Source organism: Psychromonas ingrahamii 37 (genome assembly GCF_000015285.1).
Lineage (GTDB): Bacteria > Pseudomonadota > Gammaproteobacteria > Enterobacterales > Psychromonadaceae > Psychromonas > Psychromonas ingrahamii.
Window position 1 is genome coordinate 254,869 of sequence record NC_008709.1, and the last position, 12,922, is coordinate 267,790.

The 12,922-nt window shown below is 40.4% G+C and carries 13 protein-coding genes; 2 read left to right on the forward strand and 11 right to left on the reverse strand.

Going from position 1 to position 12,922, the window contains the following annotated elements; genetic code table 11:
• Positions 1 to 21: 21 nt before the first annotated feature.
• From PING_RS01070 to PING_RS01110, 10 genes are all read right to left on the reverse strand, one after another.
• A complete protein-coding gene (locus PING_RS01070; RefSeq protein ID WP_011768629.1) occupies positions 22 to 480 on the reverse strand; it encodes an META domain-containing protein in 459 nt (152 codons plus the stop codon).
• Positions 477 to 2,624, reverse strand: a complete 2,148-nt coding sequence (locus tag PING_RS01075) for a RelA/SpoT family protein (protein WP_011768630.1) — start codon at positions 2,622 to 2,624, stop codon at positions 477 to 479. Before PING_RS01075 ends, PING_RS01070 begins: the two co-directional genes overlap by 4 nt.
• A 666-nt stretch (positions 2,625 to 3,290) precedes the next feature.
• Positions 3,291 to 3,500: a TIM barrel protein gene (locus tag PING_RS21210; RefSeq protein ID WP_232279393.1), complete on the reverse strand. Its 210-nt coding sequence runs from the start codon at positions 3,498 to 3,500 to the stop codon at positions 3,291 to 3,293.
• Between the two features lie 90 nt (positions 3,501 to 3,590).
• On the reverse strand, positions 3,591 to 3,842 hold the full coding sequence (locus tag PING_RS21215) for an apurinic/apyrimidinic endonuclease family protein (RefSeq protein ID WP_232279394.1): 252 nt from the start codon (positions 3,840 to 3,842) through the stop codon (positions 3,591 to 3,593).
• Positions 3,843 to 4,055: 213 nt separating this feature from the next.
• Entirely contained in the window at positions 4,056 to 4,340 is a 285-nt protein-coding gene (locus PING_RS01085; protein WP_011768631.1) for a DUF4124 domain-containing protein, read from the reverse strand.
• 143 nt (positions 4,341 to 4,483) lie between these two features.
• Positions 4,484 to 5,608 carry an anhydro-N-acetylmuramic acid kinase gene (locus tag PING_RS01090; RefSeq protein WP_011768632.1) on the reverse strand — a complete coding sequence of 375 codons (1,125 nt, stop codon included), beginning with the start codon at positions 5,606 to 5,608 and terminating at the stop codon, positions 4,484 to 4,486.
• A complete protein-coding gene (hemN, locus tag PING_RS01095) occupies positions 5,598 to 6,965 on the reverse strand; it encodes an oxygen-independent coproporphyrinogen III oxidase (protein ID WP_011768633.1) in 1,368 nt (455 codons plus the stop codon). The genes PING_RS01090 and hemN overlap by 11 nt, the downstream gene beginning before the upstream one ends.
• Positions 6,966 to 6,981: 16 nt before the next feature.
• Complete coding sequence (locus PING_RS01100; protein WP_011768634.1) at positions 6,982 to 7,461, reverse strand: DUF2489 domain-containing protein; 480 nt, start codon at positions 7,459 to 7,461, stop codon at positions 6,982 to 6,984.
• A gap of 15 nt (positions 7,462 to 7,476) precedes the next feature.
• Positions 7,477 to 8,043 carry a Der GTPase-activating protein YihI gene (yihI, locus tag PING_RS01105; protein ID WP_011768635.1) on the reverse strand — a complete coding sequence of 189 codons (567 nt, stop codon included), beginning with the start codon at positions 8,041 to 8,043 and terminating at the stop codon, positions 7,477 to 7,479.
• A 214-nt stretch (positions 8,044 to 8,257) separates the two neighbouring features.
• Complete coding sequence (locus PING_RS01110; protein WP_011768636.1) at positions 8,258 to 8,860, reverse strand: c-type cytochrome; 603 nt, start codon at positions 8,858 to 8,860, stop codon at positions 8,258 to 8,260.
• 332 nt (positions 8,861 to 9,192) lie between these two features.
• Here PING_RS01110 and yihA point away from each other — a divergent pair, with 332 nt between their 5' ends.
• Both yihA and prlC read left to right on the forward strand, forming a co-directional pair.
• Positions 9,193 to 9,849 (forward strand): ribosome biogenesis GTP-binding protein YihA/YsxC, encoded by a 657-nt coding sequence (yihA, locus tag PING_RS01115; RefSeq protein ID WP_011768637.1) that lies wholly within the window; start codon positions 9,193 to 9,195, stop codon positions 9,847 to 9,849.
• Between the two features lie 264 nt (positions 9,850 to 10,113).
• Entirely contained in the window at positions 10,114 to 12,165 is a 2,052-nt protein-coding gene (gene prlC / locus PING_RS01120) for an oligopeptidase A (protein WP_011768638.1), read from the forward strand.
• A 104-nt stretch (positions 12,166 to 12,269) separates the two neighbouring features.
• Here prlC and cobO read toward each other — a convergent pair whose 3' ends face one another.
• Positions 12,270 to 12,917, reverse strand: coding sequence for a cob(I)yrinic acid a,c-diamide adenosyltransferase (cobO, locus tag PING_RS01125; protein ID WP_232279395.1), 648 nt, complete (start codon positions 12,915 to 12,917; stop codon positions 12,270 to 12,272).
• Positions 12,918 to 12,922 lie beyond the last annotated feature (5 nt).

The window sequence follows — 12,922 nt, forward strand, 5'->3', positions numbered from 1 at the left end:
ATTTGCAGATTGTTTCAAAATCTACCTGTCAGCGCGATAGATAAGAGTGTGTTTTTGACCTGTAAGAGATAATCTATTGTTCGTGAAGTTAATTTCTGAGCGGTTATTCAACACACTGGAAACGATCATTTCTATCTCGTTCATTACCCCGGCACAAAGCATCCGTGTGCTGCCCATCTGATCAATCTTAAGCGTATTATCTTTTAATTCCAATCTGCCAAAAAAGTTATTGCAGGCAAGTCTCCCCGTTGCCTGCCTCTGTGGATCAATCGCTAAGGTTGAGCTTATCTCGGCACTAATAGGGGTGCCGTCAATGCTTTCTAATTGCCATTTTTTTTGGATCTGTGAGAACGCTGTATTTTGCAATACCCTGTTTTTCGAGATCATGTTTTTAGATGTCATGCTGTCAGCTGTTTTTAGACTGCAGGCGACAAGTGCCGTCGATATAAATAATAGCGAGAGTTGCTTAAACAATTTCAATTAATTTGCCTTTTTGATCTGTCCTTTTGATTACTGCGTTTAACACTTTTAACACTGGGTAGTTTTTTAATTTGACGCATTACTTTGGATAAATGGATCCGGTTAATAACCACTAGTGTTAAATTTATTAAATAGAGATGATCGGGTAATTCCGTTGTTTGTATCTCAACAACATTGGCATTACATTTGGAAATTAGATTAAATAGCTGGGCAAGGCCTGCTTTATGGTTAATCATCATAATAATCAGGTCACTAGAGTATTCAAACTGATTCATCACATTCATGTCCCACTCAACGGGAATATATTTATCCAGTTCATCTTCAAACCCAGTGACATTATGGCAATGCTTGGCATGAACAACTAAACCTCTGCCTGGACTGGTATGTGCAATAACGGCATCACCCGGTAAGGGTTTACAGCATTTTGCATAGGAAACCATCATTCCTTCTGTGCCTTTGATAGCACTTCTCCGGTTCTGTTGTTTGAGCTCAGATTCCGTTAATTCAGCGGCATTGCCACGTAAACGGCGGGCAACAATAATGCTCATCAATTTGCCGCTGCCTATTTCATTTAATAGGCTGTCAAAATCATTCAGGCGATGATCGGCAAGAAGTTTGTCGATATTTTCTTGCGGAATATCGGTTAAATTGGTACTACCAAGTGCCTGTTTTAATAAACGTCTGCCCTCTGGCACTGTATGCTCCTGAGGCAGTTGTTTCAGGTACTGGCGAATATTGAGGCGTGCTTTATGAGTGGCAACAAAATTTAACCAATCGCCACAGGGATGTTCTTCATCCGATGTGATGATCTCAATGGTTTGGCCGCTTTCCAATTTATTACTCAGCAGGGCAAACTCGTTATCCACTTTTGTACCTATACATCTGTGACCTATTTTGGTGTGCAGTGCATAGGCAAAATCAACGGGCGTTGCCTGTGCAGGCAAGACAATGATCTTACCCTGCGGAGTCAAAACATGTATTTCATTTTTGCCCAACTCTTGTTTTATATTTTCTAACATTAAAACTGAATTAGTTGTATGATCTTCCTGATCAGACAGGCCCTGGAACCAGTTGCGGGTTTGTAACTGCGCAGTCATATTCTGATTATTACTGCCCTCTTTATAACCCCAATGTGCCGCTATACCATATTTAGCCACTTCATCCATATCTTCAGTACGAATTTGAATTTCAATATTTACGCCATGATGAGTGAGCAGGGTAGTATGTATTGATTGATAACTATTGGCTTTAGGGATCGCGATATAATCTTTAAAGTGGCCTAATTTAGGTTGATAAAGATGGTGTACTTGGCCTAAAGCCCGATAACAACTATCAAGGTCTTTGACGATAATTCGAAAAGCATAGACATCCATCACATCATGAAACTGGCAACCTTTTTGACGCATTTTGGTATACAAACTGTAGAGGTCTTTTTGACGGCCAATTACTTTTGCTTCCATCGGCAGGGTTTGCAGTTTATCTGAAATCTCAGCACAAATATTTTGGATAAAGTCTTTACGATTCTTCTGTGCTTTATTAATTGCCTCTTTTAAGACATTATAACGTGCTCTGTTTTGTGCCTTAAAAGCTAAATGCTCTAATTCATTTTTGAGATTATGAAGACCCAATCGGTCGGCGATAGGCGTAAATATTTCAAATGTTTCCTGGGCGATACGGCGCCGTTTATCTTGTCGAAGTGAACCTAATGTGCGCATGTTATGGACGCGATCCGCAAGTTTAATCAACATCACGCGAAAATCTTTGGACATTGCGATCAGCATTTTGCGAATATTTTCGGCTTGAGCTTCTTTGTGGTTTCTAAAGTTTACTTTATCTAACTTGGTTACCCCTTCTACGAGTTCCGCTACGCTAGTATTAAATGCATCTGCGAGTTCTTGATAGGTTGCATCGGTATCTTCCAGAACATCATGCAGTAAAGCAGCTGCTATTGCTTCATGATCAAGGTGCATTCCTGCAAGAATTTCAGCGACAGCAACGGGATGAGTAATGTAAGGCTCGCCGCTGGCACGTTTAACACCTTCATGTGCAAGATAAGCAAAGCGATAGGCTCGTTCAATAAATGCACATTGCTCCGCTGAAAGGTAAGATTCAGTAAGATCTTTAAGTGGTTGAAATATTGACATCTTTTTCCTTTTTTAACTCACTGAGTGTGCCATGATGGTTGTTCAAGAATTAAGTATTAGTAAGTTTTATATAGAACCATAACATAAAGAGCAATCCTGCATTAAACAATATGTTGCAGTGATCTGGCTCGCAATTTATTATTATAATAATGAACACAGTTTGCAAGAGATAAAATATAACTTGTCGTTATTATTCGTAAATAAGATAACTATTAATCTTCAGGCTATGTGGCTACATTATGCCCATTTTTCCAATTGCTGTATTTCCTGGGGCCAAATATTGGGATGGGTTGTTTCTAACTGCAGTGGGATAGGCTCAAATCTATTGTCCTGCATAATATACCCATATTACTTCAAAATGCTTTGTTAGGCGCAAGGTCGGAGACCAGAGCAAGACGCAACATGACCTTTCGAGCGATTAACTGCGTTAACCCTCTAGCGGTAGATGTAAATGCAAGCATTTACATCTTAAATGGTTATTCCCTTTTCGATTGGTGCAACGCAGTGCTGGTTTTCGAGCTTGCGCCCCGTAGGGCAAGGAAAATGGTGCCAATCTGCGTTGTTATAAAATCGCTATGTAGAATAACTATACTTCAATTTTATGCCTAGCATCTCAGCACCATTTTCCTTGCTGACTTTGCATCTTGAAGTATCATGGGCATATATTTAAAACAACTCCAACCAATTTCCCCAGTACCTAAAGGAAGCATGGCGATCTACTTTGCCCGAGAGCGCTGCCTTGCTATCATTAATGTGCATGGCAGTTAGAAACTCAAAACCAACGATATTCGCAAAGGCTGTAAAAGTTTCTTCACAGGCTTGCCGGGTACGCAGATCATAACCGGCTATAAATGTGTGACAGATATCAATACACACAGCAATCCGTGTCTTATCTTCAATATGCTCAATTATCTTGCTAACTGCTCCAAGCTAGACCCTAAATGAGTACCCTGTCCCGCTGTATTTTCAATTACCAATTTCACCGAGGTAGTTTTCTGTAATGCCCAATTGCTCACAGCGCTGTATTTCATCTAAAAATGCATTTTTGGACTTTTCTAAAGCGGGCTGTTGTGGATGACCCATATTAATCAGATATAAAGCGTGCGGTAATATTTGCGGTGGCAGAAAATGATACAATAAACCGGCTGTTTTCAACTTATTAATAGTCTTTGTATCGAGTGGTTTTGCTTGCCAGCGGAGTTGATTTTTTGTAAGCAATGCAAATGCCGTCGCGCCAATATCATGAGCATTTTGGGGAGCGTTAAATACCTCCTAGAAGCACTCACATTTGTGCCAATGTATTTAATATCACTTTAATACCACCATTGAGTCTCTATCTTTGTACCATAGCGAATAAGTTAATGATCGACAAGCTTGGCATTCCCCTTTCAAGATGAGGGCTCAAGCCGCTTAAAATGGATTGGGTCTGATTCATTTTTGTCGTTGTTGGGACTCTTTAATCAAATCAGTTTGTACGTTTAACCCGGCATTTTCCACACTGGCAGTTTGTGGTGTTAATGCTTCAACATCATAAGAAATTTTAACTCCCTGCTGATAGGTTTTATGATGGTTAAAATCACTGGCAATTGTTTTAAAGGCTTGGGCAGGTTTTTTCTCGGAAAAATGGGTCACACCTCCGGCATCTTGCCAAGTGTAAATATCCGCCGATACAGAACAAGAAAATAAAAAGGTCAATAAAATTATCACCGAGGGCATATTCATTGCTCCATACTAAAAATAAGAACCATGGTAATAGGTTATATGTAACTTGACAATTAAAGATGAAAAACTAATCATAGAAATGTGATGGAGGATAGTTGGCTATTTTATAAGGCCTTAGCAATTCAAAATAAATAATATTATGGTCGGTATACACAGCCCAATAGCGCATCCCGCCGGGCACCTGTTACAGCTTTTAGCGGGATTGTATTTTCTAACAGACGTTGCTCAGCAAGCCAGGCAAAAGCGATTGCCTCTACAAACATCGGGTCAATATTCAAAGCCGCTGTATCACTGACCCAGTAGTCGGGCATTAAGGCTTGTAAGCGTTGCATTAATAGAGGGTTTAGTGCTCCTCCTCCACAAACAAATACAGCGCATGCAGCACTATGTAATTGTATCTGTTCGCTAATGGTGACGGCACTAAGCTCTAATAAAGTACGCTGAATATCCGCATTTGAGTTTAAGCCGCTATCAAGCTGTGCTAATCTTTTAGCTAACCACTGCAGGTTAAATTTTTCCCGCCCGGTGCTCTTGGGGGGAGATTGGCTGAAATAGGGCTCGCTAAGTAACAACTTTAATAAGGCCGGTAAAACCTCACCTTGGAAGGCAAATTCACCATTTTTATCATAGCACTCTCCATTTACTTTCTCGCACCAGGCGTCCATTAAGGTATTACCCGGACCGGTATCATAACCTAATACTTTGTTGTCAGATTCAAGAATAGTAATATTAGCAATACCGCCAATATTAAGGATAACTCTATTTTCCCCGGATTTGGCAAATAATGCCTGATGAAAAGCAGGCACTAAAGGCGCACCTTGTCCGCCATAGGCCATATCCATGCGCCTGAAATCGGCAACACAGGTAATGCCCGTTTTAGCGGCAATTAAATTGGCGTCTCCTATTTGCTGGGTAAAAGGAAAAGCGCCGTTTGGGGAGTGAAAAATAGTCTGTCCGTGGCTGCCAATCGCTTCGATCTGCGCAGCACTAAGTCGACTGTCCTCAAGCAGTTGATTAACCACATGTGCGCAAGCACAGGCAAATTGAAAATCGACTTCTCCCAGTGTTTGCAGTTCAACTTTTTTGTCTTGGCAGATAGTTAAAATTTGTTGGCGTAACTTATTATCCAGTGCGGGCGCTGCAGCGGCAATTTGTACAAAACCATGCCGGGTGCGCTGGGCAATAGCGACATCAATCCCATCCAGACTGGTACCGGACATAATGCCGATATAATAGTTGCCAATAATAGGATCAGATAACACGAGAAAACTGCTGCTGACGTGCTTTGTTGCGTAAATAAATATCAAAACACATACAGATATTACGAATCAGTAACCGTCCCTTGGCTAGGACTGTTATGCTGTCATCCGTCATTTCAATAAGCTTATCATCAATAAAACATTGTAATAATTTAATATCTTCAGAAAAATAATTTTTAAAGTTTAAATTGAACTGTTTCTCTATCTCAGAAACATCTAATTTAAAGTTACAAATCAGCTTTTTAATCACTTCCCGACGAATTAAATCATCCTCATTCAAACCAACACCGCGCCATTGCGCATGGCCTGATTGTTCAATTTGTTTATAATAGGTGGAAAGTTTTTTCTGGTTTTGTGAATAACTGTGACCAATTTGACTAATCGCTGACACGCCCATTCCTAAAAGATCTGCATCTTCCTGGGTGGTGTAGCCTTGAAAGTTACGATGTAAAACACCTTTTTGTTGCGCGATAGCAAGTTCATCTGTGGGTTTTGCAAAATGATCCATCCCGATGAACTGGTAACCCGCCTGAGTTAAAAATTCAATGGTATATTGTAGAATTTCCAGCTTTTCAGCAGGGCTGGGCATATCATCTTCATTGATTTTTCGCTGTGCCGGAAAAATACTCGGCATGTGAGCGTAATTGAAAATAGATAAACGCGCCGGATCAAGCTCGACTACTTTTTCTAAGGTATGAGCAAAATTTTGTTTTGTCTGCAGTGGTAAACCGTAGATCATATCCAGATTTGTTGATTGAAAACCTTGCTCTTTAGCACGCTTTAATAGCGCAACAATAAAGTCCTCGTCCTGATCACGATTGACCGCCTTTTGGACTTCTTTGTTAAAGTCTTGTACGCCAAGGCTGAGACGGTTAAAACCTTCGTTAGCAAGGTGATCTATGGTACTTAATTCAATTTCGCGCGGATCGACTTCAATACTTAATTCCGCATTCGGGTTAAAGCTGAAGTTTTCACGAAGCATGGTCATTAAACGGGTGATTTGAGCGGGTAATAAAAAGGTTGGCGTTCCCCCGCCCCAGTGTAACTGACTGACATGACGATTTTTAAAATGGAGGGCTTGTTGTTTGATTTCTTTTTCTAAATAATCGAGATAAATATCTGCTTTTTCCTGATGACGTGTAATTATTTTATTACAACCACAGAAGTAACAAATTTTATGACAAAAGGGGATATGGATATACAGAGAAAGCGATCGCTCGGGATAAACTTCAGTTGCCGCAATGGACTCCTGGTAAGTAAAAGCTTCGTCAAATTCTAAGGCAGTAGGATACGAGGTGTATCTTGGTCCACTGTAATTATATTTTTCGATTAATGCTTGATCCCAAACGAACTTATCCATGTTTTGGCCTTTATTGTTATACTGAAAAATTGGCGAGTTGTTGTGCTTCTGTCATTATTTGTTGTTCAAGTTCAGATTCCAATTTTTCACGTTTTTTATCCAATGCTTTGAGCTCTTTAACCGGCACTTTTTTACGCTCGTCATGGGTTGGCATGTCTTTTACTTTATCAAACATTTCAGACAAAGCGGGATAGCTATTAATAAGGTCAATGGGTTGCTCAAGCAATAAAGCTTCCAACAGGACTGTTAAACGGATTGCTGCTTCAGAAACATTACACTGTTTTTGCGCGGTAGCGAGTGCGATAACACGGATACTCTCACAAATTGTATCATTTCGTTGTTGTTGCCCGATGGTTTGTTGCTTTTTTTGCTCAGCGACCATTGCCAGCTTATTGGCCTTTTGCACTTTGATTTTGTAAAGCAAAATGACTACGTAAAAAGCTAAGCCAATAATGATCACAACCAAAAATATTGCTAATAAAACATTTAATTGCATTATAATTTCCCGTTTTTATTTAAATTCATTTAATGCAGAGCCTGCATCTTCAAATTGTTGAAGAAGATCTTCTTCACCTTCATCGTCTAACCAACCCAGCTCTTTCATCAACTGTTGATGACGCAGCATCTGTTTATCAATCCAGGATTGATCCGTTTTCGAAATCTTTTCACCATTATCAAGTTGTTCAAGCAGTTCATTCAGGCGTTGATCATTCTCAATTTCAACGATCTCCTGTTCAGGCGCTTGTTTTGCTTCAGGTGATGGTTTTACTTCAGCCGGGATTTTTACCACTTTGGTTTTTGGCTGAGGAGCCACTTTAGCAATATCAGCAGGTACTTCTTTAGCCACAGTTAAAGGTACCGCTTTTTGGCTGCCGATACGGTGATCATTTATCCCTTTTTTGGTATTTTGTTGTTGTTTTGACTCTATCGCATTACGGGCGCCGGCTTTATTACCTTTTAATTTAGACTGACGTTTATTTTCACGAGATACCTGCGATTGTGCAGAGGATTCTTTTCGTTGACCATCAAATTTTGCGTCTGAATTGCCTGCGGTGCGGGTTTTTTTAGTACGTGACATGACAATTTACCTTTAGCTGTTATTTTTTACAGGGTGTTTAAATAGGGAATTAATATATACGCAGAATAACAGATATGATCGTGTTTAAAAAGCAGATAGAAAAGCGTTTCTATGGGTTATAGAGAGACACAAAGGCTTTCATACCCAATCTAGCTCAAGATGTATTAACATCCTGAGCTAGATTGGGTATCGTTATCGATTTAAGATGTTGTGCTTAATGTAATGCTGAAATGTACTTAGAAAGTAACTCGATATCAGCGTCACTTAATTTAGCCGCTACATCATTCATCATGCCGTTTGGAGAATTCATACGCTCTTTACTGCGGAATTTTTCAAGCTGTGCTTTTATGTAAGCGGGATGTTGACTGGAAATTTTAGGAAAATTAGCCAGCTCCAAACCATTGCCACGGGGTCCGTGACAAGCAGTGCACGCAGCCATTTTCCGATCTGCTTTGCCAGCCATATAAAGTTTTTCTCCCGCTGTCACTATCTCGGGTGAAACCATTTCAGGCGTCATTGTATTACTTGCGTAATAGGCTGCCAAGTCTTGCATATCTTGCGTTGAAAGCACGCTGGCCATGCCCATCATTATTGCATTTGCTCTTTCGCCATTTTTAAACTGTTGCAGTTGTTTTTCTAAATAAGGTGCATGCTGCCCCGCTAATTTGGGATATAGATTTGATGCGCTATTTCCATCAGCACCATGGCAAGCGGCACATGTTGCAGACTTTGCCTTACCTGCTTCAATATTTCCTTGTGCTTGTACAAAGCTGGAGAAGCTCAGTACCGCAACGAATGCTATTAATAATTTATTCATAACTGTCCATTTTTTTATTAAAAGTATGTATTGGCCAAAACCATTTGCAAATCAGAATCCGTCACTCAACCCTAGAGATAACCTTAGCTGTCAATATTGTAACGTCAGTTAGCTTAACTGTTTAGTGATAATAGGGAAAAACGAGAGATAACTATCTTTGTTGTTGTATAAACGTCATCTCGCGTTGCTTAAGTGTTCTATTTTATTTTCTGATTTCCGCGTTTGCAAATGATTTGGGTATATGTTTAAGCATGCTATAATCCGCCCAAACAGTAGTTTACACAAATTTAATACAAGTAACAATTTTGCTACATGGCATAACGAGGCATATCTTGGAATTTCAAAAAATACATTTTCAAAAAGCGCATTTCTTAATCAGTGCGCCGGATATTCGTCATTTAGATAAGCACTTACCCCCAGAAAGTGGTATTGAAATTGCGTTTGCCGGGCGTTCAAACGCAGGTAAATCCAGTGCGCTTAACCGATTGACTCGTCAGAAAGGCTTAGCACGTACCAGTAAAACACCTGGTCGTACCCAATTAATCAATGTTTTTGAGATTGAAGAGGGCAAGCGTTTAATTGATTTGCCGGGATATGGTTTTGCTAAAGTGCCGCTCGCCATGAAGTTAAAATGGCAAAAATCTTTAGGGGAATATTTACAGGAGCGTGAATCATTAAAAGGTTTAGTTGTTTTAATGGATATTCGTCAACCCTTTAAAGAGCTTGACCAGCAATTGATTTATTGGGCGATTGATGCTGATATTCCAGTGTTAGCTTTATTAACTAAAGCTGATAAATTAAAACAGGGTGCACGTAAAACAACCTTGTTGAAAATGCGTGAAGAAGCTAAAAACTTTGAAGGCGATGTTCAGGTAGAGCTATTTTCCTCCTTAAAAGGGATTGGTCTGGAGATGTTAGAGCAAAAAGTGACATCCTGGTACGCACAGGGCGAAACCCCAAGTACAGCATTAGACGAGATCAGCATTTAAGCTGTATGCCGCCATAAGCAAGCGTCTCCTTAGCCGATTACCGATAAAACATTACCTGTAAATAGTGCCGAAATATATTGGCAATACTCATTCTGATAATGACCTCTGCAAAAGTGAACGTTGAATCTCTATTAGCAGAGGCTTGATTTCTTCATCAAATGCCCCTATCTCTCTATAATAATCTATATCCAAATTATTTGAAGACTGCATCTTTAAGTTGTTTGGATATAAAGCCGTAATTTTTTCTTTATATAGAAGACCGCTATGAATAATTCTGAAATATCAAGTATCAAGCAAACAGATGGTTTGCCTTCATTTAGCCAAATAACCCCGGATCAGATAGTACCGGCCGTGACTGAAGCGATCAGCAATAATAAAGCGCTAATAGAAGAGAAACTGCAAAGCTTAACGCATTTCACCTGGGATAATTTTGTTAATGTATTGGATGAAGCGGATGATCATCTCGGCAAGTTATGGTCACCGGTTGGACATATGAATGCCGTTGTTAGTAATGATTCGCTCCGTCAGGCACATGATGCCTGTCTACCTTTGTTTGCTGAATACGCAACTTTTGTGGGCCAGCATCAAGGTCTTTATGACGCTTACCTCAGTATTTCAAAAAGTGATGAATTTACAAATTTAAAAGAGGAACAGCAGAAGGTTATTAACAATGCGCTGCGTGATTTTAAATTATCCGGTATTGCTTTGCCTGAAGATAAAAAGCGACGTTATGGTGAGATCACCCAACAACTTTCGCAGTTGCAATCAGAGTTCAGTAATAATGTCATGGATGCGACGCTAGCCTGGAGTAAATTGATTTCCGATGTTAAGGAATTAGACGGTTTGCCTGAAAGTGCTTTGGCCGCTGCAAAACAAGCGGCTCAGGAAAAAGATCAGCAGGGCTATTTATTAACCTTGGATTTCCCAAGTTATTTACCGGTAATGACTTATGCAAAAAATCGCACATTACGCCACGAGGTCTACCAGGCTTTTGCAACGCGCGCATCGGATCAAGGTCCGCAGGCTGGTGAGTTTGATAATTCAGACATTATTGAAAAAATATTAGCGCTGCGCCACGAACTGGCTTTATTGTTAGGTTTTGATAATTTCGCTGATTACAGTTTAGCCACTAAAATGGCTGAAAGCCCGCTGCAGGTTATTAATTTCTTAACCGAGCTTGCTGAAAAATCTTATCCTCAAGGTCTGCGGGAGTGCGACGAGGTATTGGCCTTTGCTAAAGGCTTAGACGGGATTGAGCATTTAGAGTCTTGGGATTTAAGTTATTATGCCGAGCGCCTAAAGCAGCAGAAATATGCTATCTCCGATGAGGAACTGCGTCCCTATTTTCCTGAAAATAATGTGCTGAAGGGGTTATTTGAAGTTGTCCACCGTCTCTTTGGATTAACTATTAAGGAGATTCCAGGCGTTGATACTTGGCATGCGGATGTACACTTTTTTGAGATCTACGATCAACAGAAAAATCATCTGGGTAGTTTTTATCTGGATCTCTATGCGCGAGCCCATAAACGGGGTGGTGCATGGATGAACGATTGCCGGGTTCGTCGTCGTTTAGTTAATGGACAGCTGCAATTACCCGTTGCTTATTTGACTTGTAATTTTACTAAACCGGTTGGCGATCAACCAGCGTTATTTACTCATAACGAAGTCACTACTCTGTTTCACGAGTTTGGCCATGGTCTTCACCATATGCTGACCAAAATCGAATCCGCTTCGGTATCCGGCATTAATGGGGTGCCTTGGGATGCGGTTGAGTTACCCAGTCAGTTTTTAGAAAATTGGTGCTGGGAACCACAAGCATTAGCCCTAATTTCCGGGCATGTCAAAACAGGTGAAACCTTGCCAGCGGAGCTGCTTGAGAAAATGTTAGCCGCTAAAAACTACAACGGTGCATTAATGATGCTGCGTCAGATAGAGTTCTCTTTATTTGATTTTGTATTACATCATCAATACCAGCCAGAGAAAGGCTCGCAGGCGGAAAAAGTCTTGAATGACGTGCGCGATCAGGTAGCTGTTATTAGACCTCCATCCTTTAACCGTTTCCAGCATGGTTTTAGCCATATCTTTGCGGGCGGTTACGCGGCAGGTTATTACAGTTATAAATGGGCAGAAGTTTTATCTGCAGATGCTTTTTCCCGCTTTGAAGAGTTCGGTATTTTTGACGAGGAGACGGGTCGTGAGTTTCTTCAGGCGATTTTAGAAAAGGGCGGCAGTTCCGATCCAATGGAACTGTTTAAAAACTTTATGGGCCGTGAACCGAGTATTGAGGCTTTATTACGCCATTCTGGAATAGAATAGATATAAGGCTATAAGGCTATAAGGTTATAAGGTTATAAGGCTATAAGGCGGGAAGGTTAACAACCCGCTTTTAGCTTTCGGCTTTCAGCTTTCCAGCCTTTTTTCTACCATTCAATCCCGGGCTGCGCTTTTACGCCCGCTTTAAAAGCATGTTTTTCATCTAAAATATGGCTATAGGTATCCACCGCATCGATTAACTCCTGTTTGGGGCCTCGACCGGTTAAAATAACATTCATTTTTTCGGGACGATTTTTCAGTGCATCCAGCGTTGGCTGGAGTTCTAAATAGTTAAATTTGAACATATAGGTGATTTCATCAAGAATAACCAATTGGTATCTATCATCGGCCAATAAGGCTTCAGCTTTAGCCCAGGCTCTTTTTGCACTAGCAATATCCTGTTCTTTATTTTGAGTCTCCCAGGTAAAACCATCACCCATAGCATACCAATCAACATTATCTTGCTGGCTAAAAAACATCTCTTCCCCGGTCGACATCGCACCCTTTAAAAACTGTACCACTGCCACTTTATGACCGTGACCTAAGGAACGCGCTAACATACCAAAAGAGGAGCTGCTTTTACCTTTACCGGGTCCTGCCAGTAAAATGGTGACACCGCGCTCTTGATCCGCAGCTGCGATTTTTTGATCTTGTTTTTCTTTAATGGCTTTCATTCTTTTTAAGTGTTTTGGATCTGTGGTCATAAATAATTCCTGTTGTAAAAAAGCCTGCAAAAATAGCAGGTTTTGACTCATTAGAT

Coding starts and splice junctions, on each gene's coding strand:
- PING_RS01075 (WP_011768630.1), bottom strand. CDS start 2,624: ATGTCAATATTTCAACCACTTAAAGATCTTACTGAATCTTACCTTTCA.
- PING_RS01085 (WP_011768631.1), bottom strand. CDS start 4,340: ATGCCCTCGGTGATAATTTTATTGACCTTTTTATTTTCTTGTTCTGTA.
- hemN (WP_011768633.1), bottom strand. CDS start 6,965: ATGGATAAGTTCGTTTGGGATCAAGCATTAATCGAAAAATATAATTAC.
- PING_RS01100 (WP_011768634.1), bottom strand. CDS start 7,461: ATGCAATTAAATGTTTTATTAGCAATATTTTTGGTTGTGATCATTATT.
- yihI (WP_011768635.1), bottom strand. CDS start 8,043: ATGTCACGTACTAAAAAAACCCGCACCGCAGGCAATTCAGACGCAAAA.
- PING_RS01110 (WP_011768636.1), bottom strand. CDS start 8,860: ATGAATAAATTATTAATAGCATTCGTTGCGGTACTGAGCTTCTCCAGC.
- prlC (WP_011768638.1), top strand. CDS start 10,114: ATGAATAATTCTGAAATATCAAGTATCAAGCAAACAGATGGTTTGCCT.
- cobO (WP_232279395.1), bottom strand. CDS start 12,917: ATGAGTCAAAACCTGCTATTTTTGCAGGCTTTTTTACAACAGGAATTA.